Genomic DNA, 23,907 nt, shown 5'->3' on the forward strand with positions numbered 1-23,907 from the left:
TTGCTAAGTTACTAATTGAAGTCAATCCCGAGGAGCAGGTTATGCTGAACACCAGAACGATCACGCGCGAGCGCATCGCCGCAGTCGAACCGCGCATCCGCCCCTATGTCCGCCATACGCCGGTCATGCGCGTCGACATGGCGGATTTCGGCCGTCCCGCCTTTCCGGTCGACCTGAAACTCGAATCCCTGCAGCATTCCGGTTCCTTCAAGGTGCGCGGCGCCTTCACCAACCTGCTCGAACGCCAGGTGCCCGAGGCCGGCGTGGTGGCCGCGTCCGGCGGCAACCACGGTGCGGCCGTCGCTTATGCCACCATGAAGCTTGGCCACAAGGCCACGATCTTCGTGCCCGAGGTCAGCCCCCCGGCCAAGCTCGCGCGCATCCGTAGCTACGGCGCGGATCTGGTCGTCGGCGGCGCGCGCTATGCCGAGGCCCTAGCCGCCAGCGAGGACTTCGCGGCCCGGACCGGCGCCCTGCAGATCCACGCCTTCAACCAGGAGGAAACGCTGCTCGGCCAGGGCACGCTCGGCCTGGAGATCGAGGCCGACCTGCCCGCGATCGACACGCTGCTGGTTGCCGTTGGCGGCGGCGGCCTGATCGGCGGCATCGCAGCGTGGTTTTCGGGGCGCATCCGCATCGTCGCCATCGAGCCCGAGGGCGCGCCGACGCTTTATCGCGCTCTGGAGGCCGGTGAGCCGGTCGATGCCCCGGCAGAAGGCATTGCCGCCGATTCGCTGGCGCCGAAGCGCGTCGGCGAGATGATGTTTCCGATCGCGGAAGCCTTCGTCGAGCGCTCTATCCTGGTCAGCGACGACGACATCATAGCTGCGCAGAAGGCGCTGTGGGACCGCGTGCGAATCATCGCCGAGCCGGGTGGCGCAGCGGCCTTCGCCGCCATGCTTTCCGGGCGCTATGTGCCGGCGGAGGGCGAGCGCGTGGCGGTCCTGGTCTGCGGTTCCAACACGAATCCTGGCAATTTCTGATCATAACCCGGCAAAACCGCTTCACGTTTTTGGAACCCGCCTCGCCTTTGCCGTGTTTGCTGGTATCCTTCTGGTGATGACGTCCGGGCTGTTACGCCCGGGCAGGAAGGGCCGATGACGGAACGACCCATTTCCAGCGGCGAACGCGGCCTGGCCTTGCGCTTGGCGCTCAGCCGGTTGGCGACGCGGGCCTCGATGGTCTTCGAGCGCGGCTGGCCGCTCGTGCTGCCGCTGTTGATCGCCATCAGCCTGTTTCTCAGCTTTTCGTGGTTCGGCCTGTTCCCGCGTCTGCCCGACGTCGCGCGCATCGGCCTCTTGATCCTGTTCGCCCTGTCCGGGGTCGCGGCGCTCTATCCGCTGCGTTTCTTCCGCATGCCCTCTGCCGCCGAGATCGACAGGCGTATCGAGGCGGCAAACCAATTGCTGCACAGCCCGGTCCAGGTGCAGACCGATCGTCCCAGCGGCGCCGAGAGCATCTTCTCGCAGGCCTTGTGGCGCGAGCACCAGAAGCGGATGGCCGAGCGGCTGTCGAGCCTCGGCGCCGACCGGCCGCGCAGCCGCGTCCCGGACTACGATCGCTGGGGCCTGCGCGCAGTGGCGGGGCTGCTGTTCGTCACCGCTTTGGCCTTCTCCTTCGGGCCCTTCGGCGGCAGGGTCAGCGACGGCTTCGTTGCCCGCGCCGCGCGCGATACCGTGCCGCCGCGCATCGACGCCTGGGTGACGCCGCCCGCCTATACCGGCAAGGCGCCGCTGTTCCTGACCGCCGACGCCAACCAGGCGGTCCAGACCTTCTCGGTGCCGCAAGGCAGCGACGTTTCGCTGCGCGTCACCGGCGGTTCCGGCGAGGAAACGCTGAGCTACGCCGATCAAGGCGGCAATGCGCGCGCCATCGAGCCCGCGGCGCCCAAAGGCCCCGCGCCTGCCAGCCAGGCCGCGCCCAAAGTGCGCCAGTTCTCCGGCACGCTGGATACCAACGGCACGCTGACGCTGAAATCCGCCGAAAGCGATCTCGGCCACTGGGCCTTTGCCGTCATTCCCGACAAGCCGCCGGCGATCCGCTTCGTCGGCGAGCCGAAGCGCGCCGTCAACGGCTCCATGGAGCTGAACTACGAGATCGATGACGATTACGGCGCAGCCTCGGCCAGGGCCGTTTTCGAGCTGTCGGACCCGCCGGCCGCCAATGCGCATCCGCTCTACGGCCCGCCGGACCTGCCGCTGACCCTGCCGCGCCGCGGCGGCAAGACGAACGCGGCCAAGACGACCAAGGACCTGACCGAGCATGTCTGGGCCGGCAGCGGCATCAAGCTGACGCTGAGCGTCACCGACGATGCCGGCCACACCGCGACCAGCGAAACCAAGACGCTTGTGATGCCGGAGCGGCCCTTCGCCAACCCGCTGGCCCGCGCGGTGATCGAGCAGCGCCGGCTGTTGGCGCTGGATACCAACGCCAAGCCGCGCGTTCTCGACCTGATGGACGCGATCACGCTGCGGCCCGAGGACACGTTCGACAACATGTCGAACTATCTCGCCATCATGAGCGCAAGGAGCCGTCTGAAGCTCGCCGAGAGCGACGACCAGTTGCGCAACATCGTCTCCTATCTCTGGGAGATCGCGCTCGGCATCGAGGAAGGCAATCTCTCGGCCGCCGAGCGGCGGCTGCGCCAGGCGCAGCAGGCCTTGCAGGACGCCATCAAGAACGGCGCCAGCGATCAGGAGATCGAGAAGGCGATGAAGGAACTGCGCGAGGCGATGAACCAGTTCCTGCAGGAATTCGCCCAGCGCGCGCAGCAGAACCCGAACGCGCCGCAGATGCAGCAGAACGGCCGCGAGCTGCGCCAGAGCGACATCGACCGCATGATGGACCAGATCGAGAACCTGGCCAAATCCGGCGATCGCGACAAGGCGCAGCAGCTTCTCTCCGAACTGCAGGACATGATGAACAACCTGCAGGCCGGCCGCCAGCAGCAGGGCGGCGAACAGGATAGCGAGCTGCGCCAGCAGATGGACAAGCTCGGCGACATCATGCGCCGCCAGCAGGAGATGATGAACGACACCTTCCGCCTGGACCAGATGCAGCGCGGTTCGCGCGACAATGGCGAACAACAGTTCGGCGAGGACGGCGAGCAGCAGCAGGGCCAGGACGAGCAGAGGCCCGGCCCCGGCCAGGACCGCGATCCGCTGGGACGGCCGAAAATGTCGCCGAAGGATTTCGCCGATGCGCTAAAGCAATTGCAGGAAGGCCAGGGCCAGTTGCAGAGCGAGCTCGACCAGCTGAAGAAAGGGCTCGAAGGCATGGGCATGGAGCCCAATGAGGGTTTTGGCGAAGCCGGCAAGTCGATGGGCGACGCCGAGCAATCGCTCGGCCAGGGCGACGGCGACCAGGCCGTTGGCCACCAGGGCCGCGCGTTGGAAGCGCTGCGCCGCGGCGCCAAGGACATGATGAAGCAGATGCAGGCCATGCAGGGTGACCAGGGCGGCAGCGAGCAGGGCGGTCGCGAGCAGAATGCCGACCGTGACCCGCTGGGACGGCCGCGCGCCACCAATGGCCCCGATGACGGCACTTCGGTCAAGGTTCCCGACGAGATCGACGTCCAGCGCGCCCGCCAGATCCTCGACGCGATCCGCAAGCGGCTCGGCAATGCGCTCAGCCCCGACATCGAGCGCAGCTATCTCGAACGGCTGCTGGAGCTGAAGTAGCTTCTGCCTCACAGCTGTTAGACTGGATGTGACGGCCCTTGCCCACTTTTGGGATGCTGGCGGGACAGCGCCCCCCTCTGTCCTGCCGGACATCTCCCCCACTTGGGGGAGATCGGATGTCGTCACCGCTTTCGCCAATCGCCAGCGCCGCAATCACCAACACCGCAGGAAAAGGGCGGTCGCGGGAACTGGCAATCTCCCCCCTTGTGGGGGAGATGTCCGGTAGGACAGAGGGGGGCGCGAAGGATCGCTGTGCGTCGGTATCTATGCCGCAGGCGCGACCTGCCTTGTCAGCATGAAGGCGTCGCGGATCGCGTTTTCCATGCCGTCGATCGCCTCGCCGGTCGCGAGCGGATTGCGATGCAGGACGACGTTTGACGAATCGATGTCGCCAAAGCCGTCGGCGGCCGTCAGTTCCCGGCAATCGGGCGGAATGTTGCTGCGCGAGATGGGCGCGATCGCCAGGCCGGAAGTCACCGCGAGCGTCAGGCCGCCATTGGTGTCGCTGGTGTAAGCGACGCGGTAATCGAGGCCGCGCTGCTGAAGCGACTTGATGGCGAAGTCGCGGCACCAGCCGTTGCGGCTGTAGAGCGCGATCGGCACCGGCCGCTCCTCATGCATGCGGTGCAGCGTCGAGGTCACCCAGACCGTCGGGTCGTGCATCAGCACCTCGCCGCCGGAAGAGCCCTCCCATTCGAACACCACGGCGAGATCGAGCTCGCCGGCCGCGAGCGCCCTCACCTGCGAATCCGAATGCGCGTAGCGCACCGTGACCTCGACGCGCGGATGGCGCTTGGCGAATTCGCCCAGCGCCCGCGACAGGATCGAGCGGCCATATTCGGCCGGGATGCCGATGCGCACCAGCCCGCCAAGCGGCGGCGCCACCAGCGAGGCAGCCGTTTCGTCGAGCAGCGAGACGATCCGGCGCGCATTGGCGATCAACTCGCCGCCGCGGCGCGTCAGCGCCACGCCGCGCGAGCCGCGCTCGAACAGATTGTCGCCGACCATGTCCTCCAGCTTCTTCATCTGCATGGACACGGCCGATTGCGTGCGCCCGGCTTTCTCCGCCGCGCGCGTGAAATTGCCGGTTTCGGCCACCGCCACGAAGGTGCGCAGGAGGTCGCTGTCGAGGACTGGTCTCATCGAAAACCGCCATAAGCAAATCTGATTGCTGGCATCATTTCAATTCGCTTGCAACATGTCAAACGCCGCAGGATAGTTCCCATACCCATTGTATATGCGGTCGCGAGTCGGCCGCGGACAATCGAAGAGTCCTCACTCGTACCCGCTGCCCGAAACGGTAGCGGGTTCTTTTTAAGAGCATGATCCCGAGCCGAAGGACCGCGTCAGCGGAAAGTGGGAACCGGTTTTCGGGCGAGATCATGCTCAAACAACAAGAGTTGGAGCAGAATGACGGTTCAACGAAGCGTCATCCTGCTCTAGGAGCAATTCCAGGAAAAGTGCTTGCGGTTTTCCGTCCGGAATTGCGTGAAATGAATATCGATGCGGCTCGCGGGGGGGGCCGAGACTGATGCGGAACCGGTTGGTGCTTGGCATTCTGAGCCTCTGCCTCGGCGTGCTGGTCTTTTCTCTGCAGGATCCGCTGGTGAAGGCGGTGTCGGGCGGCTATCCGGTGACCGAGGTGATGGCGATCCGCGCCATCGTCGCGCTGCCGATCCTGATCGTCATCGTCCAGGCCGATGTCGGCCTGAAGGCGGTGCTGTCCAAGCGCTTCGGCCTGCTGACGCTGCGCGCCTTCATCCAGTTCTCGTCCTATACGGTCTATTATCTCGCGATCGCTGCCTTGCCCCTGGCAGACGCGGTGGCGCTCTATTTCATGGCGCCGCTGTTCATCATGGCGATGGCCGGCCCCTATCTCGGCGAGCGCGTCTCGTGGAAGACGCTGGCGACGGTGCTGATCGGCCTTGTCGGCGTGCTGGTGATGGTGCGTCCGGGCGCCGGCGTGTTCGACTGGGCGGCGCTGCTGTCGCTGGGCTCGGCCTTCCTATACGGCTTTTCGCAGTTGATGGCGCGCCGCATCGGCGACACCGAATCATCGACCGTGATGGCCTTCTACCAGAACGGCGCCTATCTCAGCGGCGCCGTCGCGGTTGCGACCGTCTTCCATCTCGCCGGCATCACCCATGCGGCGCATCCGAGCGTCGAATTCCTGGTGCGGCCGTGGGTGTGGCCGACGATGCCTGATTTCCTGAAGATGGCCGCTTGCGGCTTCGTCGCTTCCGCCGGCATGATCCTGCTGTCGCAGGCCTACCGCATGGCGCCGGCCAACCGCGTCGCCACCTTCGAATACACCGGCATCCTGTGGTCGCCGCTGTGGGGTTTCCTGTTCTTCGCCGAAGTGCCGCGCGAGACGACCGTGCTCGGCGCGGCGCTGATCATCGGCGCCGGCCTGCTTGCGCTCAACGGCGAGCGCCGGCGAAGCGCAGCACCCGCGGCCGGTGCGGTCTCAAGCGAAGCAGCTTAACGCCTTGCCGACGCGGGCGCGGATCTCGGCAAGCGTGAACGGCTTCTGCACGACGTCGAGGATGATGCCGTTGAGCTCCTCGGCGCGCTCGCGCTGGTCGGCATAGCCGGTCATCAGCATGATCCGCAGCGTCGGGAACTCTCTTGCGGCGGCAGTCGCCATCTCGATGCCGTCCATCTCCGGCATACGGATGTCGGACACCACCAGATCGTAGCCGCCGCGGGCCTGCCGGATCGCGTCCAGCCCTTGCGACCCATCGGGGGCGACGGTGACATCATGGCCGTCGCGCTCCAGCGCGCGGGCGGCGAGGGTGCGGACGGACTCATCGTCCTCGACGATCAGAAGCTTTGCCATGCCGAGATAGATGCCGCCGAAACGTTGACGTTTTCTGAAAATTCTAACGATCAGCGGCTTTTCGGGGCGAAACGGGGGCTCTTCAGGCGTCGCCCTTCACCACCCCGACAAACGGCAGTTCGCGAAACGCGTGGGCGACATCCATGCCGTAGCCGACCACGAAATAGTCCGGGCAGTCGAAGCCGACATAGTCGGCGTTGAGCGCGGTCTGACGGCGCATGCGCTTGTCGAGCAGCACCGCGATGGCGCAGCTCTTGGCGCCGCGCGAAAGCATCAGGTCGCGGGTGTAGGAAAGCGTCTTGCCGGATTCCAGTATGTCGTCGATCAGAAGCACGTCGCGGCCGGCGACCTCGTTGTCGATGTCGCGCAGCACCCTGACCTCGCCGCTCGTGGTGCCGGCGCCATAGCTCGAGATGAAGATGAACTCGACTTCCGGCGACAGGCCGACATCATGCATGGCGCGGATGAGATCGGCGGCGAAGACGAACGAGCCCTTGAGGATCGAGATCACCAAGAGGTCGTGATAGTCGCGCCCGGCGATTTCCTTGGCGAGCTCGAGATTGCGGCGGGCGATCGCCGACGCCGAAAACAGGACCTCGATGTCCTTGCCGCGCACAACTGGCATTCTTTCGTCCTTCAAAATCACCTGAAAGCGCAGGAAACCGCTATTTGCAGGCCGGCCTCACCTGAATATAGACCCGTCTAGCCGGCGAAGACGACTGCAACGGCCTTCACGCCGTCTTTAGGCACATCGAGGCGGCTGGAAAAGCCGAATCTTTCGCCGGGTGCCAGTGCGCGATTGGATGTCCCCAGCCTGTAGCGGATGATATTGCTGTCGTTGTCGGTGACGCGGATTTCGAGCGGCGGCAGTTCCTCCGACCTGGTCCCGTCATTGGCCGCTTCGCCATCCACGAACAGCACCGGCTTCAATCCCGACGCATCGATGCGCGACGTCACGCCCGAAATGGTGAGCGCGCTCGCCGGCCCGGCGGTCGTCCAAAAGGGGCTTTGCCGCACCAGCGCATGACCGCCCGACACCCAGAAAGAGGCAAGTGCTATGCCGACGCCGGCGATCCAGAACATTGGGCCGCCCCGCGACGGCCGCGACGGCGCGGCATCCGGCTTGCGCAGCATGCCCATGCCTTCGATCGGCGGCGGCGGGATCTGCGGCTGGGGCGGCGACCGCTCCGGATGCGCGGCAAAACGCGGCAGCACCACATAGTCGGCATCGACGATGTCGGCCGCATTGGACATGGCGCGCTCCGGCGCGGCATGTGTTGCCGGGCCGGTCATGATTTCGCCGGAAACGGGGCGCGCGGTTCTATTCTCAGCCATTACGGCACCAGTGCAGTCTTCGTTTCTTTTGCGTAAACGGAATTGGTTAACGCTTCCCCACCGGAATGGCCTTGACGAGTACCGATCGTTGAAAAATTAACCGCCGGTTAACCATGCCGGCCGATGGTCTGTTAATGTAGATCGTGGCGCGTCGCCGCCGAAAGTTTCAGGTCGCCGAACGTGATCCGCTTCGAAAATGTCGGCCTCCGCTATGGCATGGGTCCGGAGATCCTCCGCGACATCTCCCTGCACATTCCGGAGCGCTCCTTTCAGTTCCTGAGCGGCCCCTCGGGCGCCGGCAAGACGACGTTGCTGCGCCTTTTGTTCATGTCGCTGAAGCCGACGCGCGGCCTGATCACCATCTTCGGCAAGGACCGGTCGCGCATCTCGCGCAGCGAATTGCCGCTGCTGCGCCGCCGCATTGGCGTGGTGTTCCAGGATTTCCGCCTGCTCGACCATATGACGACCTACGAGAATGTCGCGCTGCCCTTGCGCGTGCGCGGGCGCGAGGAGGCGAGCTACCGCACCGACGTCACCGAGCTACTGAAATGGGTCGGCCTTGGCGACCGCATGCATGTGCTGCCGCCGGTGCTGTCGGGCGGCGAGAAGCAGCGCGCCGCGATCGCGCGCGCGCTGATCGAGCAGCCGGAGATCCTTTTGGCCGACGAGCCCACAGGCAATGTCGATCCGCCGCTGGCGCGCCGGCTGCTGAGACTCTTCATCGAGCTCAACCGGCTGGGCACCGCAGTCGTCATCGCCACCCATGACCTCGGCCTGATGGAGCAGGTCGATGCGCGTCGTATGATTCTGGCCGGTGGAAGGTTGGACGTCTATGACTGACTTTCCGGCCGATCACCTCCAGGATGAAGCCGAGGCGCCGGTGACGGTCCGGCGCGTCCAGCGCAAGACGGCGCCGATCGTGCCGGCGCAGAACATCGCCGGGCGGGCGCTGGTGCTGGTCATCGCCATCATGACCTTCCTGTCCTGTCTCACCTTCGGCGCGGTGACGCTGGTGCGCGACACCGCCTCGGTCTGGGAGAACCAGATCTCGCGCGAGGCGACGATCCAGATCAAGCCGGCCGACGGCCTCGACATGGAGGCGGCGCTTGCGCAGGCCTCGCAGATCGCCAGCGAGTTCCCCGGTGTGAAGGGCACCAAGATCATCGACCGCGACGCGACGGCGCGCCTTTTGGAACCATGGCTGGGCAGCGGCCTCAACATCGACGAGCTGCCGGTGCCGCGCCTCATTATCGTCACCATCGACGAGGCCAGCCCGCCTGACTTTGCCGCCATGCGCGCCGCCATCACGCCCAAGATCCCGACCGCCGCGCTCGACGACCACCGCACCTGGGTGGACCGCCTCGTCGCCATGGCGCACACCACGGTGACGATCGGCATCGCCGTTCTGGCGCTGATGCTCTCGGCGACGGTGCTGACGGTGGTGTTCGCCACGCGCGGCGCCATGGCCGGTAACGGCCATATCATCGAGGTGCTGCATTTCGTCGGCGCCGAGGCGCGTTTCATCGCGCGCGAATTCCGCTGGCATTTCCTGGTCACCGGCATGAAGGGCGCGGCAGCCGGCGGAGCGCTCGCGATCGTCGTCTTCATCGTCTTTTCTTGGTGGTCGTCGCGCAACATGGCGACGCCCGAGGCCGACCAGGCGACCGCCTTATTCGGCAATTTCGCCATTGGCTCCGCCGGCTATTTCGGCGTCGGCCTGATGGTGCTTGTGATCGGCGCGCTGACCGCGGCCACCTCGCACGCGACCGTCGTCGCCTATCTCAGCGACATCGACGTTCGCCAGCCGGACGCGGGCTGATCCATGAGCTCCAGCCGAAAGCCCGTGGAAGGCGTTGCATACAAACAAGGCAACGATCACGGCTTGGGCAGATGCCGTAACGCAAAGTGCGCCGCCTCACCTATCAAAGGCCGCATTTCGGAGTTAACCATTAGAAGCTTTCAGGATTAACCTGGGGATGATGGAAGCGCGGGAGCAGATCGAGACGGCTGGACGGATGCCGGCAGTGCCTGCGCGCGCCGCCGCCCCCGCCGGTCGTCTGCGGCTCGCCCTGCGCGTCTGCGCTTTCGTCGCTCTCGCCGCGCTGGTGCTTTTTGCCGGCGGCTTCGGCTGGTTCGCCGACAAGGTCAGCCATATGACGACCCCGCTCGATCCGGCCAGGGCGGATGCCATAATCGTGCTCACCGGCGGGCAGTCGCGGCTCGACGCCGCCATGGACCTGCTGGCGTCCGGCAAAGGGGAACGGCTGCTGATCAGCGGCGTCCATCCGTCGGCCACCAAACGCCAGTTGCAGGCGGCGATGGGTGGTGACAAGCGGCTCTTCTCTTGCTGTGTCGACATCGACCGTGCCGCGCTCGACACCATCGGCAACGCCGAAGAAAGCGCCAAATGGGTGGAAAACCACGCCTATGGCAGCATCATCATCGTCACCAACAATTACCACATGCCGCGCAGCCTGCTCGAGATGGGCCGGCTGCTGCATGGCGCGCGCCTTGAGCCCTATCCGGTGGTCAACACCAATCTCGGCAATGGCGGCTGGCTGACCAAGCCGGAAGCGCTGCGCGTGCTGCTGACCGAATACAGCAAATATGTGCTCTCGCTGGCGCGCGGCTTCCTGCCGCTTCGCACGACGCCCGAGGGCATGACGCTTGCCCAAGCATCGACCGCGGTGAAGAACTAGACCTTAGCCTCCAAATTATCTCGCAAGCGGGCAATCTCCTGCTCCAGGCCGGCGATGCGCCGATCGCGCTCGGCGAGCGCCGCCGCGACATCCGCCGCCTCGAAACGCTGCGGTATGTGCTGCGGACAATTGGCATCCCACGCCGTGACCGTGAACAGGATCGCCTGCTCCGGCTTTGCCTTGTAGTCCGCCGGCATCAGCTTCGCCGTCAGCTCCGGGTCGTTTTCGACGACCCGCGCCCTGCCCCAGACCTTGATGCGCTGCCTGAGCATATAGTCGATCAGGAACAGGAAGGCCTGGTCGTTGTCCTGCAGGTTGCCCTGGGTGATGAACTGGCGGTTGCCGGAGAAATCCGCGAAGCCGATCGTGTGCTCGTCCAGCACCTTGAGGAAGCCGGCCGGCCCGCCACGATGCTGGATGTAAGGCTGGCCTTCGGCATTGGCCGTCGCAAGGAACACGCTGGACTGCGCTTCGATGAAGGCGGCAAGGTCCGGCGTGATCGTGGCCCGCCAGCCGCCGCGCTGCTCGACGCGCGCATAGGAATCGCGCGATCCCTTGCGCGACTGGATCGCCTTGACGGTCGGTGTGAAGGCGACGTCGCTGGTGAATTCGTTCATGCCGGCGCTCCTCGGACAGGATGGCATGTCATTACCCTCTTCCGAAAATCGGATGTAGAGAGCATATTTGCAATTCACCCTTCCAGATTTCGGAAGAATAATGGATCGCCTCGACGCCATGTCCCTGTTCGTCGCTACGGTGGAGGCAGGCAGCCTTTCCGCCGCTGCCAGGCGTGCCGGCGTGCCGTTGGCGACGGTGAGCCGCAAGCTCTCCGACCTGGAGAAGCATTTGAAGACGCGTCTGCTCAACCGCTCGACGCGGCGCCTGGTGCTGACGGATGCCGGCCAATCCTACCTCGCCGCCTGCCGCCGCATTCTCGATGAGGTGAATGAGGCCGAGCGTACCGCTGCGGGCGAATATTCGAGCCCGACAGGCGAGCTGGTCATCACGGCACCGGTCGTCTTCGGCCGCCTGCATGTGCTGCCCGTGATCACCGACTTTCTCGCCATCTATCCGCAGGTGGACGTCCGCCTGACCTTGTCGGACCGGATCACCCAACTGGTCGAGGAGCATATCGATTTGGCCCTGCGCATCGGCGAGCTGCCGGATTCGGCCATGGTCGCGATCCGCGTCGGCTCGATCCGCCGCATCGTCTGCGCAAGCCCGGCTTACCTTGCCTCGCAGGGCACGCCGGAGAAACCATCTGAGCTTGCGGGTCACAGCTGCGTCACCTTCGAGGGCCTTGCCTCTCCCGCGACATGGAGTTTCGGAGCGGGCAAGACGGAAACCACGATCCCGGTCCGCTCGCGCCTGCAAGTCAACACCGCCGAAGCGGCGATCGATGCCGCCATCGCCGGGCTTGGCCTGACGAAAGTGCTCTCCTACCAGGCGGACGCCGGCGTGCGCGCCGGCACGCTGCGGGTGGTGCTGGAGCCATTCGAGTCGCCGCCCTGGCCGGTAAGCCTCGTCCATGCCGGCCAGGGCCGGCTGCCGGTGAAATTGCGCGCCTTCCTCGATTTTGCAGCGCCGCGCCTCAAGGAGCGGCTGGCGCGGTCATTGTAAGCAATTCCAGGAAAAGTGCATCGCGGTTTTCCGTCCGGAATTGCGGCAAACCAAGAGTGGCCGGCATTTCGACCGTGGCGGCGTTTCCTTTTTGCCGCCGCTTGGTGTAACCAACGCACACTTCCTCACGGGCCCCTTGCATGCTCATCATCCGCTCGCTGGCGTTCAACCTCGTCTTCTATCTCAGCCTGATCGTCCAGATGATCTTCTGGACCCCTTTCTATTTCCTGGCGCCGCGCCACCGTGCCTGGTTCGTGCCGAAATTCTGGTCACGGACCTCAATGTGGCTCTATAACAAGATCGCCGCGACGAAGAGCGAGATCACCGGTGTCGAGAACCTGCCCGAAGGGTCCTTCATCCTGGCGCCGAAGCATCAGTCCTTCTGGGATGCGATCGCCTTCTTCCCCTATCTCGACGACGCGCTCTACATCCTGAAACGCGAGCTGACCTGGATCCCTTTCTTCGGCTGGTACATCATGAAGATGCGCATGATCCCGGTCGACCGCGGCAGCCGTTCGAAAGCGCTGAAAGCGGTCGTCGTCGCGACCAGACAGGAGATGGACCGCAACCCGCGCCAACTGATCATCTATCCCGAAGGCACGCGCCGCGCGCCGGGCGCCGAGCCGTCCTACAAATACGGCATCGTCGAGATCTACACGCAGCTGGGCGTGCCCGTGGTGCCGGTCGCCCATGTCGCCGGCCTCTATTGGCCGCGCCGCAAGTTCCTGCGCTATCCGGGCACCATCAAGGCCCGCTTCCTGCCGCCTATCCCGCCAGGGCTCGGCAAGGAGGAATTCATGCAGCGGCTGATCGGCGAGACGGAAGCCGCCTGCGACCAGATGCTTGTCGAGGCCGCGCAGGCGCCGAACCCGCCGCCCATGCCGCCGACGGCGGTCAAGCGCCTAGCGGAACTCGGCGTAACGGCCAGGACCTGATCCGCTACCGCAGCACCGCCAGCAAGGTCGTCAGCACCAGCGTCGCGGCAAACACCAGGTTGATGACCCGCGACGCCAGCGGATGGCGCAGGAACCGTGCGAAGGCCGTTCCTGCGAGCAGCCACACGACGTGGATGGCGACGATCATCGCGGCTAGCACAAGCAGCCTGGTTGAAGCGCCCAGCGCATCGGTTTGCGACCGGGCGCCGGCGAAAACCGCGGCGATCGCCACATAGGCCTTCGGATTGGCGACGGCGAGCGTGAAGCCGCCGAGAAAATCGGGCTTCGTCGCCGTGCTCCCGCGCTCGGCCAATGGCGGCGCGGTCGCTATTTTGAAGGCGAGATAAAGGATGTATGCGGCCGAGAGGATCGCCAGCACCGGCGCCACTCCCGGCACCGAGGTCAGTAGGCCGAGAATCCCGGCCGCCACCGCCAAAAGCACGGCCATCGTGCCGAGCACGACGCCCGCGGTGTAACTCAGGGAAGGACTCAGACCGAAAGCCGCGCCGACGGCGGTGACGCTGATCGTCGCCGGTCCCGGACTGCCCATGACGACCGTCGCGGCCAAGACAAGCGCCAGCACTTGCTGCCAGGATTGTGGATCGCCCAGAACACCACCAGCCATGCCGAACCTCCTCCTGTCGCGATGCGCAGGATTTAGGAGGGACCGTCATGGCCGTCTTGGATGATCGTGCGAGTATCGACTCCGCTAAGGCGTGTTGAGATTCGGGTGAGGCCGAGTCGAAAATGGTAGGTTCCGAGAACCGGAGCGGAGCTGCGTAAAGTAGCACCGGAAGCGCAGGAAACTGCCATTTGCAGACCGGCCTCACCCGAAGATCAACACGCCTTACGAGCTGGCCCGGTCCAGCGCCGCGACATCGTCCGCCGAAAGCTTGAGCGATGCGGCGCGGATCAGGCTGTCCATCTGGGCCGGCGTCGTGGCGCTGGCGATCGGCGCGGTGATGCCTGGACGCGCGATGATCCAGGCCAGCGCCACTTCCGCCTGCTTGGCCGAATGGCGTTCGGCCACTGCATCGAGCGCGGACAGGATGCGCATGCCGCGCTCGTTGAGGTAGCCGGCCACGCCCTCGCCGCGCGCGCTTTGCCCGAGATCGGGCTTGCTGCGGTATTTCCCGCTCAAAAATCCCTTGGCCAGGCTGAAATAGGTGATGACGCCGATATCCTCAGCCTTGCAGAGATCGAGCAGCGGTCCGTCGAGCGATGAGCGATCGTACAAATTGTATTCAGGCTGCAGCACCTCGTAACGCGGCAGGCTGCGCAGGCTGGCCACGTCGAGTGCCGCGCGCAACTGGCCGGCATCGAGATTGGAGCAGCCGGGATAGCGGATCTTGCCTTTTTCGAGCAGGCGCTGATAGGCGCCGAGCGTTTCCTCGTAAGGCGTGGCCGGGTCCGGCCAGTGCGACAGATAGAGGTCGATGACATCGACCTGCAGCCGTTTGAGCGATGCCTCGACCGCCTTTTCGATATAAGCGGCGGAGAGGTCGCGTTTACCCTGGCCCATATCCGAGCCGACCTTGGTGATGATGACCACCTTGTCGCGGTTGCCGCGGCTCTTCATCCAATTGCCGATGATGGTTTCCGACTCGCCGCCCTTGTTGCCGGGAACCCAGCGCGAATAGGCATCGGCCGTATCGATGGCGTTCAGGCCGGCTCCGGCGAACCGGTCAAGCAGATCGAAGGAGGTCTTCTCGTCGGCGGTCCAGCCGAAGACGTTGCCGCCCAGGACCAGCGGCGCGATTAAAAGGTCGGTGCGACCGAGACGGCGTTTCTGCAAGACTGATCTCCGTGATGCTGGAACGGGCCTGACGCCCAGGGATGGGATGCCGCTAAGCTAGGTCGTGGCCGGACGAGGTCAAAGGCATGGTTTTGCTTTTTGATCGGACCAGCACTTCACGAAGACGAGACCTGACGGCCCACCTCTTCCAGCCAGTGATCGCGGATGCCGAGCGCCTCGAGATGCTCGAGCGTGCTCAGCACATAATCCTCATTCCGGCCCGACTGGCCGACGGCGCCGCGAACGATCCTTGCCGCGTGATCGGCATCGAGCGCGCCAGCATATTGTTCATGCCGCCGGTCGACGATGTAGGCGACCGCCTCGACCGAAACGCCCTCTCCTTTCCCGTCCCTGCCCAGTCGGACATCGAGCATGCGTTCGAGATAGACGCTGGTCACCAGCTCTCGCTCGCGCAGGTAGGAAAGCACCTCGTCGCGCAGATTGCCGGGGACGCGGTAGGCGAGGCCGATGCAGGAGCCGCCCCGGTCGAGGCCGAGCACCAGACCCGGCCGTGCGCGCGTGCCGCGATGCACGAAGGAATAGACGCAAAGCGAGCGGCGGTAGCCGTAAAGCCGGGCGCGGCGCGTCTCGACATGGGCGAATCCGGGCCGCCAGATCAGCGAGCCATAGCCAAAAACCCAAAAATCGCCCATATCGCCAAGCCTGATCGCATTCGAGTGAACGACACCGCACCGGAGAGTGCTTCTTCTGTCCCCCGCTTGTTTGCGTGAAGCAAACGCCTGCACGCCGGGGTTAACGAGAGCCGCAGCATGACGTCAAGTGACGAGCGATCGCCCAAACCCCGCCGCCGGCTGCTTTGGCTCGCGGCGTTCATCGCCGTGCTGTTCGCCTTCTACAGCGGCGGCTGGTTCTATCTCGCCGAAAGGCTCAAGACCGAAGCCGACCAGGCGGTGGCGCGGCTGGGCAGCAAGGGGATCGCCGCCGGCTGCGCCAACCTCACCGTCAGCGGTTATCCGATGAGCTTCACGGTCTCCTGCGACAACATCGCGTATGAGGACGACGCCCGGAAAGTCGCTGCGTCTACCGGGAGCTTCAACGCCGTCGCTGGCATCACCGGTCTCTTGTCGCCGGTCGCCGACCTGCGCGGGCCGCTGCGCACGATGGCCCCCGGCATGCCGCCGCTCTGGATCGACTGGGACCAGTTGCAGGCCAATGTCAAAGTGTGGTGGCCGCTGCCGCGCAGTGTCTCGCTGCAGGCCGAAGGCCTGAACGGTCAGACCGACCCGCAGGACGACACGGATCCGATGCAGCTGTTCAGCGCCGGCAAGGCGGCCGGGCAATTGCAGCCGGCCGGCCAGGACATCAACTATGTCGGCAGCTTCGGCGATCTGGAGATCAATGCCGACGCTATCGAGGGACGCGTGCTGCCGGCGCTGGACGGCAGCGGCGACGTGACGCTGAAGAACGGCGTGGCGCTGATCGCGGCCCCCCCGAAAAGCCTGCGCGGCCAGTCGATCGAGATCGCCAGGCTCGACCTGTCGTCGGGTACGGCGCGCATCACCGTATCAGGACCGGTCTCCGTCGATGCGGAAGGACTGGTCGACGGGGACCTGATGATCAAGCTCAGGGACCCGAAAGCGGTGGCGGCCATCCTTGCCGGGGCGGTTCCCGAGCATAAAAGCGAAATCGAGCAGGGTTTTGCCGCCCTGGCCATGCTCGGGAAGGAACCGTCGATGCCGCTGAAGATCGTCAAGGGTAAGGCTTCGCTCGGCTTCATTCCGCTCGGCAAGATCAAGCCGCTCGAGTAACACGATGATGGCGAAGCCGGTCAGACTGCTCAGCGTCGGCGCCTTCACCCTCGACACCATTCTCCGAGTCGAGACGCTGCCCGCGCATCAGGGCAAGTTCATCGCCAGCGACGGCGTCCAGATCGCTTCCGGCATGGCGACGAGCGCCGCCTGCGCCGCGCATCGCCTCGGCGCCGAGGTCTCGCTATGGGCAAGCGCGGGCGACGATCCGGTCGGCGACCAGCTGATTGCCGACATCAAGGCCGAAGGCATCGACTGCAGCCTTATCCGCCGGGTTCCCGGCGCGCGTTCGGCGCTGGCCGCGATCATGGTCGATGCGCATGGCGAGCGCATCATCGCCCCCTTCTACGACAAGAAGGCGCAGGCCGATCCTGAAATGCTGCCGCTCGCCGACCTCTCCGGCTTCGACGCCGTTCTGGTCGATGTCCGCTGGCCGGGCGCCGCGGCGCTCGCCTTGAGCGCGGCCAGATCGATCGGCCGTCCGGCGATCCTGGATGCCGATACAGCACCCGTCGAGGTGCTGGAGCAGCTTCTGCCGTTGGCCTCCCATATCGTCGCATCCGAGCCTGCGGCGCGCATCGTCTGCGGCCATGCGCTCGACCCGGAAAGCGCTTGCGCCGACCTCGGCTCGCGCACCGATGCCTTTGTCGCGGTGACCGGCGGCGCCGCTGGAACCTGGTGGCACGACCGGGCGACCGGACGCGTGCGCCATGTCGAGGCACCGAAGGTCAAGGCGGTGGATACGCTCGCCGCCGGCGACGTTTTCCACGGCGCCTTTGCCGTCGGCCTCGCCGAGGCCATGCCAATGGAAAAGGCCCTGCGCTTCGCCAGCGCCGCAGCCGCGCTCAAATGCCTGCGCTTCGGCGGCAGGCTGGGCGCGCCGGACAGAGCCGAGACGCTCGCCATGATTGCGGCGCACTGGCCGCCAGTCCGAGGAGGCAAAGGGAGCTGAGATCAGGTCAGGCCGAGTCGAGAATGGTGGCTTCCGAGAACCGGAGCGGAGCGTACTGCACCGGAAGCGCAGGAAGCCGGCATTCGCAGGCCGGCCTCACCTGAATATCAGTTCCCTTTGGGATGCTCGACCGCCTGCCGGCCAAAATCCGGCACATCGATATCCTGGCCGGCCTCGATGATCGAGCGGCGGATGGCGCGCGTGCGGGTGAAGAGATCGAACAGCTTCTCGCCGTCGCCCCAGCGGATCGCCCGCTGCAGCGAGGCCAGATCTTCCGAGAAACGCGCCAGCATCTCCAGGATCGCGTCCTTGTTGTGCAGGCACACGTCCCGCCACATCGTCGGATCGGAGGCAGCAAGGCGGGTGAAATCGCGGAAACCGGAGGCGGAATATTTGATGACCTCGCTCTTGGTCACCGCTTCCAGATCGTCCGCCGTGCCGACGATGTTGTAGGCGATGATATGCGGCAGGTGCGACACGATCGCCAAGGTCATGTCGTGATGCTGCGGGTCCATCGTATCGATGTTGGAGCCGCAGCGCCGCCAGAATTCCGAGAGCGTCTCGAGCGCGGCGGGATCGGTGCCCGGCAGCGGCGTGAAGATGCACCAGCGGTTCTCGAAGAGATCGGCAAAGCCCGCATCGGGTCCGGACTTTTCCGTGCCGGCCAGCGGATGTCCGGGAATGAAGTGCACGCCTTCCGGCACGTGCGGCTCGATCTGCGCGATGACGGAAGCCTTGGTCGAGCCGACATCGGTGAGGATGGCGCCCTTCTTCAGCGCCGGCGCGATCTCGGCCGCGACCTCGCCGGACGAGCCGACCGGGACCGAGACGATGATGAGATCGGCATCGCGCACCGCTTCTTTTGCCTCCGTCGTGTAGGAATCGCCAAGGCCCAACTCCTCGGCGCGCTTCAGCGTCGATGCGCTGCGCGTCGCGATGGCGATATGACGCGCCAGGCCTTCACGGCGGATGACGCGGGCGAGCGACGAGCCGATCAGGCCGATGCCGACCAGCGCTATTTTCTCGAACATCGGTGATGCCATGGCGTTCTAGCTTTTCAGGAAGGTCTTGAGCGCATCGATCACGCCGCGGTTGGCTTCCTCGGTGCCGACGCTCATGCGCAGCGCGTTGGGGAAGCCGTAGCCGGTGACGCGGCGCAGGATATAGCCGCGCGCGCTCAGGTAATCGTCCGCGGCCGCAGCCGAATGCTTCTTGTCGTCGGGAAAATGGATCAGCACGAAATTGCCGACGCTGGGCGTGACGCGCAGGCCGAGCCCGGTCAGCTCCGCGCTGAGCCATGTCAGCCATTTCTCGTTATGCGTCACGCTGCGCTCGATATGGGCGCGGTCGCGAATCGAGGCGATGCCGGCCTCTATCGCGGTGGCATTGACGTTGAAGGGGCCGCGAATACGGTTGATGGCATCGACGATATGCGCCGGCCCGTACATCCAGCCCACGCGCGCGCCGCCAAGGCCGAACTTGGAGAAGGTGCGTGTCATCACCACGTTCTCGGCGCTGCCGGCAAGCTCGATGCCGGCTTCGTAGTCGTTGCGCCGCACATATTCGGCGTAAGCCGCATCAAGCACCAGAAGCACGTTCTTCGGCAGGCCGGCATGCAGCCGCCGCACCTCGCTGAACGGCAGGTAGGTGCCGGTCGGATTGTTCGGATTGGCAAGGAACACGATACGCGTCTTGGGCGTAACCGCGGCGAGGATCGCGTCGACATCGGCGCGCTCGTCGGTTTCCTTCACCGCCACCGGCTTGGCGCCCGTCGCCTGGATGTAGATCTTGTAGACCATGAAGGCGTGTTCGGTGAACACGGCCTCGTCGCCCGGCGCGAGATAGGTCTGCGCCAGAAGCCCCAGGATCTCGTCCGAGCCGTTGGAGCAGATGATGTTCGCAGGGTTCAGCCCATGCACCTCGCCGATCGCCTCGCGCAGCCGCCGCGCCGTGCCGTCGGGATAGACGTCGAGCTTCGCCGCCACCTCGCGCGCGGCCTCGATCGCCTTCGGCGAAGGCCCCAGGGGATTTTCGTTCGACGACAGCTTGTAGACTTTCGTCACGCCGGCCGGCGCGGTGCTTTTTCCCGGCACATAGGCCTCGATGTCCATGATGCCCGCGCGGGGCGTCGGACGGGGCTGATCCTGCTTCATGTCACAAATCCGTCGAGAAGGCCTCAAGGCCGCAGCGGAAATACAGGCCACGGGCTGCAATGTCGAGTGCTGGCGCTTGCGGCAGCCCCTGTCGGCATGGAGGCTACCCCCGTTGACGAACAGCGGCTCCGGTCCTAGAAGGTCAGCCAGACTTCCGTGGTGATTTGGCCGGTCGGCTTGCAGCCACGTTAAACAACTCGCTAAAGGGCCGTTTGCAACCTGTAACCGGCTTTGCGACGGCAAGCCGGTTTTTTGTTGTCCGCCGCCGGCCGGACACCGCGTGGTGTCGAGACCGATGCGGGACAGGATCGAGGACGGGCATGGCCGCTCAGCGCGCTGCAAGAACCAACGACGAGGCCGACCATCCGTCGAGCCCGGTGCTGCAGTTCGGCCCCGACAAGCCGCTGAAGCTCGACGCCGGCACGCTGCTCTCGCCTTTCCAGATCGCCTACCAGACCTACGGCAGCTTGAACGACGCGCGCTCCAACGCCATTCTCGTCTGCCATGCCCTGACTGGCGACCAGCACGTCGCCAACACCAATCCGGTGACCGGCAAGCCGGGCTGGTGGGAAGTGCTGATCGGTCCCGGCAGGATCATCGACACCAACCGCTTCTTCGTCATCTGCGCAAACGTGATCGGCGGCTGCCTCGGCTCGACCGGCCCGGCCTCGACCAATCCGGCGACCGGCAAGCCTTACGGCCTCGACCTGCCGATCATCACCATACGCGACATGGTGCGCGCGCAGGCGATGCTGGTCGATCATTTCGGCATCGAAAAGCTGTTTTGCGTGCTCGGCGGCTCGATGGGCGGCATGCAGGTGCTGGAATGGGCGGCGAGCTATCCGGAGCGGGTCTTCTCGGCGCTGCCGATCGCCACCGGCGCCCGCCATTCCTCGCAGAACATCGCCTTCCACGAGGTCGGCCGGCAGGCGGTCATGGCCGATCCGGACTGGCATGGCGGCAAATATCTCGAGTTCGGCAAGCGCCCGGAAAAGGGGCTTGCCGTCGCGCGCATGGCCGCCCACATCACCTATCTTTCGGAAGCCGCGCTCCACCGCAAGTTCGGCCGCAACCTGCAGGACCGCGAGGCGCTCACCTTCGGCTTCGACGCCGATTTCCAGATCGAAAGCTATCTGCGCCACCAGGGCATGACCTTCGTCGACCGCTTCGACGCCAATTCCTATCTCTATCTGACCCGCGCGATGGACTATTTCGACCTTGCCGCCGATCACGGCGGGCGCCTCGCCGATGCCTTCGCCGGCACCAGGACGCGCTTCTGCCTGGTTTCCTTCACCAGCGACTGGCTGTTCCCGACCGAGGAGAGCCGCTCGATCGTGCATGCCTTGAACGCGGCGGGCGCTTCCGTCTCCTTCGTCGAGATCGAGACGGATCGCGGCCACGATGCCTTCCTGCTCGACGAGCCGGAGCTGTTCGCGGCCATCAACGGCTTCATCGGTTCGGCAGCACGCGCAAGGGGGCTCAGCCTATGAGCGTCAACCGCGCCCAGCGTGTCGACCTCGAAGTCGTCACCGATCTCATTCCGGCCAAGTCGCGCGTCCTCGACGTCGGCTCGGGCGACGGCGTCCTTCTGGAATTGTTGCAGGAGACCAAGCAGGTCGATGGCCGCGGGCTGGAACTGTCGCAGCGTGGCGTCAACGAATGCGTGGCGCGCGGGCTCTCGGTCATCCAGGGCGACGCCGACACGGATCTGAAATTCTATGCCGACAAGGGCTTCGACTTCGTCGTGCTGTCGCAGACGCTGCAGGCGACGCGCAACCCGAAGGTCGTGCTTGACGAGCTGCTTCGGATCGGCAACCGCGCCATCGTCTCCTTCCCCAATTTCGGCCATTGGCGCGTGCGCTTCTCGCTGCTGATCAAAGGCAGGATGCCGGTCACCAAGGATCTGCCCTATTCCTGGTACGACACGCCCAATATCCACTTTTGCACCATCCGCGACTTCGTCAACCTGTGCGAAGAGCTCGGCGCGACCGTCGAGAAGGCGACCGCGCTCGACGCCAACGGCCAGAAGATCGGCCTGTCGATGCCGTGGTGGTTCTGGAACTTCTTCGGCCAGCAAGCGGTGTTTCTGCTCAGGCGCTGACGCCGCGCGATCAGTTCGATGAGCGCATGATTCTCACCGCCGGCTCTTGCCGGCGGACGGCCTCCGCGGATTGGAAGGCCGATTGTGTTGCCATCAAACCGCAACGTTGCGGAAAAGCCCCTGTTTCGCATTTCTCGGCCGACTCGGCGTGACACACAGGTGGCTTTTTTGTAGCTTCGACCGCAAATCACAGGTGGGATAAGAACATAGCCATCAAACCCATCCGACACGCGCCAGATCCGACCGGTCGCAGCCCGATGTCGAACCAGGACGTTCCGCTGATCTCAGTGATCACGCCGACCCACAACCGGCGCAGTCAGGTCGTACGTGCGGTGAAAAGCGTTCTGGCGCAGACACTTACCCGCTTCGAGCACATCGTGGTCGACGACGGTTCGACCGACGGGACGGCCGCCGCGCTGGCCGAGATCCGCGACCCGAGGCTGATCTATGTCGGCGCCAAATGGCGCGGCGCCAATGCCGCCCGCAACGCGGGCATCGAGCGCGCGCGGGCGCCCGTGGTGACCTTCCTCGATTCGGACGACGTCTATCTGCCGGACCGGCTAGAGCGGACGCTGGCGCGCTTTGACCAGAGTCCCTCGCTCGAAGTCCTGATCAGCTCGTTCCTGTCGCTGAAGGGCAGCCGCAGCACCAAATGCATCAACCGCGAAGCCTTTCTTGATAAAAGCGCGCTGCAGCGCGCCCTGGTCTCGCAGACTATTTTCATCGCCGGCTCGGCAATCACCGCCAGGCACGAATCGCTGCTGGCGATCGGCGGCTATGACAGCGATATCACGCGCATGCAGGATCTCGACCTTCTGCTGCGCTTTGCCCGCCGCGGCGGCGCCCAGCTGTCCGAAGACATCGACTGGAAGAAGTACAATTCGGAGAACTCGATCTCCCGCCGGCGCGACGGCTATGTCGCGGCCTATGCCAACCTGATCGACAAGCATCCCTATATCGCCGACCGCTATCCCGATGTCCCGCCCTTTATGATCGCTCGCCAGATCATCGCCGACACATTGAAGGGCCGGCTGCAGCAGGCCTTTTCCGGCTACCTCGCCAATCGTTCGTCCAAGGCGCTCGGCTATTCGCTGCCGAAGCTCCTGCGCGGCTATGTCGTCGGCCGGCGCTGGCGCCGCGACTGCTATGACGAGTTCCGCGCCAAATATGGCGCCCGGGCGGTCTGATGTGGCCGCAAGACCGCTATCGGTCGAGTTCCGGAAAATAGGGATCGGAGAACCGCTGCCGCAGGCGCTCGCCCAGTAGGCAATCGACGGGCGCCGCATCCTGGACGCGAATGGATCTGGCGTCGGTGACGCCGCTCACCTCCTGGATCAGCTTGCGGCGGATGGCGGTCGAGAATTCGGACGCCGCATAGATCGGCAGCACGAAGGAACCGTCTCCTCCGGTCACGCAATCGGCATAGTATCGGTCGAGGCGGCTGACGCTCGGCGACGGCCTGATGAGTATGGGCAGGCCGTTGATGACGATACCCTCGGCAACGGCGGCATCGCGGATCGCGGCGACAGGCCGTCCGGTATTGTTGGGGCCGTCGCCCGATATGTCGATGACCCGGCGGGGTGCCGAAAAGGCGCTTTTCTCAAGGAGCCCGGTGCCGAAGCCCAGCGCGCCCGAGATCGAGGTGCCGCGAAAGCTCCGGAACGGCCGGGAGGCGATCTTGTCGGCGAAGGCGTTGGCGCTGTCCTCGCCGTCAATGACCTGCCAGGCGATGACGCCGTCGTCGCGCACCACCCCTGCCCATTCGAAATAGGCAAGCGCGATGCGCCCGTTCGTCCCCGAACGCACCGTGTTGATGAAATCGCGATGGCGCAGCGCCTCGACATAACCGGCGCGCTGCAGCGCGAACTCGTCCTCATCCATCGATTGCGAGATGTCGACGGCGAGCACGAGCTCCACATCGACCGGCGTGCCGACGTCAGGCACGGGCAACGAAGCCGCCTCGGCGCAGGCGAAACAGGCAAGCAGGCTGAGCATCTCGAGCATGGCTGCAGGCGTTCTGTCGACGCCG

At 65.1% G+C, this 23,907-nt stretch carries 24 protein-coding genes and 1 riboswitch; of the genes, 13 read left to right on the forward strand and 11 right to left on the reverse strand.

The window, feature by feature from the left end; translation table 11 throughout:
- The first annotated feature begins 41 nt into the window (after positions 1-41).
- Positions 42-983 (forward strand): threonine/serine dehydratase, encoded by a 942-nt coding sequence (locus tag EJ068_RS10015; protein WP_127253289.1) that lies wholly within the window; start codon positions 42-44, stop codon positions 981-983.
- A gap of 114 nt (positions 984-1,097) precedes the next feature.
- Complete coding sequence (locus EJ068_RS10020; RefSeq protein WP_127386327.1) at positions 1,098-3,680, forward strand: TIGR02302 family protein; 2,583 nt, start codon at positions 1,098-1,100, stop codon at positions 3,678-3,680.
- 264 nt (positions 3,681-3,944) lie between these two features.
- Here EJ068_RS10020 and EJ068_RS10030 read toward each other — a convergent pair whose 3' ends face one another.
- Complete coding sequence (locus EJ068_RS10030) at positions 3,945-4,823, reverse strand: LysR substrate-binding domain-containing protein (protein WP_127252571.1); 879 nt, start codon at positions 4,821-4,823, stop codon at positions 3,945-3,947.
- Between the two features lie 388 nt (positions 4,824-5,211).
- Between EJ068_RS10030 and EJ068_RS10035 the strand changes: the two genes are divergently transcribed.
- A complete protein-coding gene (locus EJ068_RS10035) occupies positions 5,212-6,165 on the forward strand; it encodes a DMT family transporter (protein ID WP_042643825.1) in 954 nt (317 codons plus the stop codon).
- On the opposite strand, the gene EJ068_RS10040 is transcribed toward EJ068_RS10035, so the two are convergent.
- The 3 genes from EJ068_RS10040 to EJ068_RS10050 all read right to left on the reverse strand — a co-directional run bounded on the left by EJ068_RS10040 (position 6,148) and on the right by EJ068_RS10050 (position 7,854).
- Entirely contained in the window at positions 6,148-6,519 is a 372-nt protein-coding gene (locus EJ068_RS10040; RefSeq protein WP_127252570.1) for a response regulator, read from the reverse strand. The two genes, EJ068_RS10035 and EJ068_RS10040, sit on opposite strands and share 18 nt — an antisense overlap.
- Before the next feature lie 82 nt (positions 6,520-6,601).
- Complete coding sequence (hpt, locus tag EJ068_RS10045) at positions 6,602-7,144, reverse strand: hypoxanthine phosphoribosyltransferase (protein ID WP_095816886.1); 543 nt, start codon at positions 7,142-7,144, stop codon at positions 6,602-6,604.
- A gap of 77 nt (positions 7,145-7,221) precedes the next feature.
- Entirely contained in the window at positions 7,222-7,854 is a 633-nt protein-coding gene (locus EJ068_RS10050) for a hypothetical protein (protein WP_127252569.1), read from the reverse strand.
- A 180-nt stretch (positions 7,855-8,034) separates the two neighbouring features.
- Here EJ068_RS10050 and ftsE point away from each other — a divergent pair, with 180 nt between their 5' ends.
- From ftsE to EJ068_RS10065, 3 genes are all read left to right on the forward strand, one after another.
- Positions 8,035-8,694: a cell division ATP-binding protein FtsE gene (gene ftsE / locus EJ068_RS10055; protein ID WP_040998894.1), complete on the forward strand. Its 660-nt coding sequence runs from the start codon at positions 8,035-8,037 to the stop codon at positions 8,692-8,694.
- Complete coding sequence (locus tag EJ068_RS10060; protein ID WP_126081024.1) at positions 8,687-9,673, forward strand: ABC transporter permease; 987 nt, start codon at positions 8,687-8,689, stop codon at positions 9,671-9,673. Before ftsE ends, EJ068_RS10060 begins: the two co-directional genes overlap by 8 nt.
- 157 nt (positions 9,674-9,830) lie before the next feature.
- Complete coding sequence (locus tag EJ068_RS10065) at positions 9,831-10,553, forward strand: YdcF family protein (RefSeq protein ID WP_127252568.1); 723 nt, start codon at positions 9,831-9,833, stop codon at positions 10,551-10,553.
- Here the strand turns inward: EJ068_RS10065 and EJ068_RS10070 are convergent.
- On the reverse strand, positions 10,550-11,170 hold the full coding sequence (locus EJ068_RS10070) for a pyridoxamine 5'-phosphate oxidase family protein (RefSeq protein WP_126081022.1): 621 nt from the start codon (positions 11,168-11,170) through the stop codon (positions 10,550-10,552). The two genes, EJ068_RS10065 and EJ068_RS10070, sit on opposite strands and share 4 nt — an antisense overlap.
- A 100-nt stretch (positions 11,171-11,270) precedes the next feature.
- Between EJ068_RS10070 and EJ068_RS10075 the strand changes: the two genes are divergently transcribed.
- On the forward strand, positions 11,271-12,173 hold the full coding sequence (locus EJ068_RS10075) for a LysR family transcriptional regulator (protein WP_126081021.1): 903 nt from the start codon (positions 11,271-11,273) through the stop codon (positions 12,171-12,173).
- Between the two features lie 140 nt (positions 12,174-12,313).
- Complete coding sequence (locus tag EJ068_RS10080; protein WP_129554523.1) at positions 12,314-13,108, forward strand: 1-acyl-sn-glycerol-3-phosphate acyltransferase; 795 nt, start codon at positions 12,314-12,316, stop codon at positions 13,106-13,108.
- Positions 13,109-13,112: 4 nt separating this feature from the next.
- Here EJ068_RS10080 and EJ068_RS10085 read toward each other — a convergent pair whose 3' ends face one another.
- From EJ068_RS10085 to EJ068_RS10095, 3 genes are all read right to left on the reverse strand, one after another.
- Positions 13,113-13,733 carry a LysE family translocator gene (locus EJ068_RS10085; protein ID WP_127252566.1) on the reverse strand — a complete coding sequence of 207 codons (621 nt, stop codon included), beginning with the start codon at positions 13,731-13,733 and terminating at the stop codon, positions 13,113-13,115.
- A gap of 222 nt (positions 13,734-13,955) precedes the next feature.
- A complete protein-coding gene (locus EJ068_RS10090; protein WP_127252565.1) occupies positions 13,956-14,903 on the reverse strand; it encodes an aldo/keto reductase in 948 nt (315 codons plus the stop codon).
- Between the two features lie 116 nt (positions 14,904-15,019).
- Positions 15,020-15,556 (reverse strand): gamma-glutamylcyclotransferase, encoded by a 537-nt coding sequence (locus EJ068_RS10095; RefSeq protein WP_126081017.1) that lies wholly within the window; start codon positions 15,554-15,556, stop codon positions 15,020-15,022.
- Positions 15,557-15,673: 117 nt separating this feature from the next.
- Between EJ068_RS10095 and EJ068_RS10100 the strand changes: the two genes are divergently transcribed.
- Both EJ068_RS10100 and EJ068_RS10105 read left to right on the forward strand, forming a co-directional pair.
- Positions 15,674-16,672: a DUF2125 domain-containing protein gene (locus EJ068_RS10100; protein WP_127252564.1), complete on the forward strand. Its 999-nt coding sequence runs from the start codon at positions 15,674-15,676 to the stop codon at positions 16,670-16,672.
- A 7-nt stretch (positions 16,673-16,679) separates the two neighbouring features.
- Entirely contained in the window at positions 16,680-17,624 is a 945-nt protein-coding gene (locus tag EJ068_RS10105; RefSeq protein ID WP_127386216.1) for a sugar kinase, read from the forward strand.
- A gap of 107 nt (positions 17,625-17,731) precedes the next feature.
- Here the strand turns inward: EJ068_RS10105 and EJ068_RS10110 are convergent, their stop codons facing one another.
- A complete protein-coding gene (locus EJ068_RS10110) occupies positions 17,732-18,667 on the reverse strand; it encodes a prephenate/arogenate dehydrogenase family protein (protein ID WP_189342200.1) in 936 nt (311 codons plus the stop codon).
- Positions 18,668-18,673: 6 nt separating this feature from the next.
- On the reverse strand, positions 18,674-19,777 hold the full coding sequence (gene hisC, locus EJ068_RS10115) for a histidinol-phosphate transaminase (protein ID WP_127251818.1): 1,104 nt from the start codon (positions 19,775-19,777) through the stop codon (positions 18,674-18,676).
- Positions 19,778-19,923: 146 nt separating this feature from the next.
- A riboswitch (SAM riboswitch) is annotated at positions 19,924-20,001 on the forward strand.
- Between the two features lie 96 nt (positions 20,002-20,097).
- Here hisC and EJ068_RS10120 point away from each other — a divergent pair.
- The 3 genes from EJ068_RS10120 (at position 20,098) to EJ068_RS10130 (ending at position 23,065) form a co-directional block, all read left to right on the forward strand.
- Positions 20,098-21,267 (forward strand): homoserine O-acetyltransferase, encoded by a 1,170-nt coding sequence (locus tag EJ068_RS10120; RefSeq protein ID WP_126064185.1) that lies wholly within the window; start codon positions 20,098-20,100, stop codon positions 21,265-21,267.
- Positions 21,264-21,878: a methionine biosynthesis protein MetW gene (gene metW, locus EJ068_RS10125; protein WP_042643794.1), complete on the forward strand. Its 615-nt coding sequence runs from the start codon at positions 21,264-21,266 to the stop codon at positions 21,876-21,878. The genes EJ068_RS10120 and metW overlap by 4 nt, the downstream gene beginning before the upstream one ends.
- 257 nt (positions 21,879-22,135) lie before the next feature.
- On the forward strand, positions 22,136-23,065 hold the full coding sequence (locus EJ068_RS10130) for a glycosyltransferase family A protein (protein ID WP_127251819.1): 930 nt from the start codon (positions 22,136-22,138) through the stop codon (positions 23,063-23,065).
- A gap of 16 nt (positions 23,066-23,081) precedes the next feature.
- Here the strand turns inward: EJ068_RS10130 and EJ068_RS10135 are convergent, their stop codons facing one another.
- Positions 23,082-23,882 carry a DUF1194 domain-containing protein gene (locus tag EJ068_RS10135; protein WP_127251820.1) on the reverse strand — a complete coding sequence of 267 codons (801 nt, stop codon included), beginning with the start codon at positions 23,880-23,882 and terminating at the stop codon, positions 23,082-23,084.
- Positions 23,883-23,907 lie beyond the last annotated feature (25 nt).

Source organism: Mesorhizobium sp. M2A.F.Ca.ET.043.02.1.1 (assembly GCF_003952405.1).
Taxonomy (GTDB): Bacteria; Pseudomonadota; Alphaproteobacteria; order Rhizobiales; family Rhizobiaceae; genus Mesorhizobium.

What these genes read in the sequence shown, in the direction of transcription:
- EJ068_RS10120 (WP_126064185.1), top strand. Translation starts at nt 20,098, where the DNA reads ATGGCCGCTCAGCGCGCTGCAAGAACCAACGACGAGGCCGACCATCCG.
- EJ068_RS10015 (WP_127253289.1), top strand. Translation starts at nt 42, where the DNA reads ATGCTGAACACCAGAACGATCACGCGCGAGCGCATCGCCGCAGTCGAA.
- EJ068_RS10050 (WP_127252569.1), bottom strand. Translation starts at nt 7,854, where the DNA reads ATGGCTGAGAATAGAACCGCGCGCCCCGTTTCCGGCGAAATCATGACC.
- EJ068_RS10095 (WP_126081017.1), bottom strand. Translation starts at nt 15,556, where the DNA reads ATGGGCGATTTTTGGGTTTTTGGCTATGGCTCGCTGATCTGGCGGCCC.
- hisC (WP_127251818.1), bottom strand. Translation starts at nt 19,777, where the DNA reads ATGAAGCAGGATCAGCCCCGTCCGACGCCCCGCGCGGGCATCATGGAC.
- EJ068_RS10065 (WP_127252568.1), top strand. Translation starts at nt 9,831, where the DNA reads ATGATGGAAGCGCGGGAGCAGATCGAGACGGCTGGACGGATGCCGGCA.
- metW (WP_042643794.1), top strand. Translation starts at nt 21,264, where the DNA reads ATGAGCGTCAACCGCGCCCAGCGTGTCGACCTCGAAGTCGTCACCGAT.
- EJ068_RS10075 (WP_126081021.1), top strand. Translation starts at nt 11,271, where the DNA reads ATGGATCGCCTCGACGCCATGTCCCTGTTCGTCGCTACGGTGGAGGCA.
- EJ068_RS10130 (WP_127251819.1), top strand. Translation starts at nt 22,136, where the DNA reads ATGTCGAACCAGGACGTTCCGCTGATCTCAGTGATCACGCCGACCCAC.
- EJ068_RS10020 (WP_127386327.1), top strand. Translation starts at nt 1,098, where the DNA reads ATGACGGAACGACCCATTTCCAGCGGCGAACGCGGCCTGGCCTTGCGC.
- EJ068_RS10135 (WP_127251820.1), bottom strand. Translation starts at nt 23,882, where the DNA reads ATGCTCGAGATGCTCAGCCTGCTTGCCTGTTTCGCCTGCGCCGAGGCG.
- EJ068_RS10035 (WP_042643825.1), top strand. Translation starts at nt 5,212, where the DNA reads ATGCGGAACCGGTTGGTGCTTGGCATTCTGAGCCTCTGCCTCGGCGTG.
- EJ068_RS10040 (WP_127252570.1), bottom strand. Translation starts at nt 6,519, where the DNA reads ATGGCAAAGCTTCTGATCGTCGAGGACGATGAGTCCGTCCGCACCCTC.
- EJ068_RS10030 (WP_127252571.1), bottom strand. Translation starts at nt 4,823, where the DNA reads ATGAGACCAGTCCTCGACAGCGACCTCCTGCGCACCTTCGTGGCGGTG.
- EJ068_RS10105 (WP_127386216.1), top strand. Translation starts at nt 16,680, where the DNA reads ATGGCGAAGCCGGTCAGACTGCTCAGCGTCGGCGCCTTCACCCTCGAC.
- EJ068_RS10085 (WP_127252566.1), bottom strand. Translation starts at nt 13,733, where the DNA reads ATGGCTGGTGGTGTTCTGGGCGATCCACAATCCTGGCAGCAAGTGCTG.
- EJ068_RS10070 (WP_126081022.1), bottom strand. Translation starts at nt 11,170, where the DNA reads ATGAACGAATTCACCAGCGACGTCGCCTTCACACCGACCGTCAAGGCG.
- EJ068_RS10080 (WP_129554523.1), top strand. Translation starts at nt 12,314, where the DNA reads ATGCTCATCATCCGCTCGCTGGCGTTCAACCTCGTCTTCTATCTCAGC.
- hpt (WP_095816886.1), bottom strand. Translation starts at nt 7,144, where the DNA reads ATGCCAGTTGTGCGCGGCAAGGACATCGAGGTCCTGTTTTCGGCGTCG.
- EJ068_RS10100 (WP_127252564.1), top strand. Translation starts at nt 15,674, where the DNA reads ATGACGTCAAGTGACGAGCGATCGCCCAAACCCCGCCGCCGGCTGCTT.
- EJ068_RS10060 (WP_126081024.1), top strand. Translation starts at nt 8,687, where the DNA reads ATGACTGACTTTCCGGCCGATCACCTCCAGGATGAAGCCGAGGCGCCG.
- EJ068_RS10110 (WP_189342200.1), bottom strand. Translation starts at nt 18,667, where the DNA reads ATGGCATCACCGATGTTCGAGAAAATAGCGCTGGTCGGCATCGGCCTG.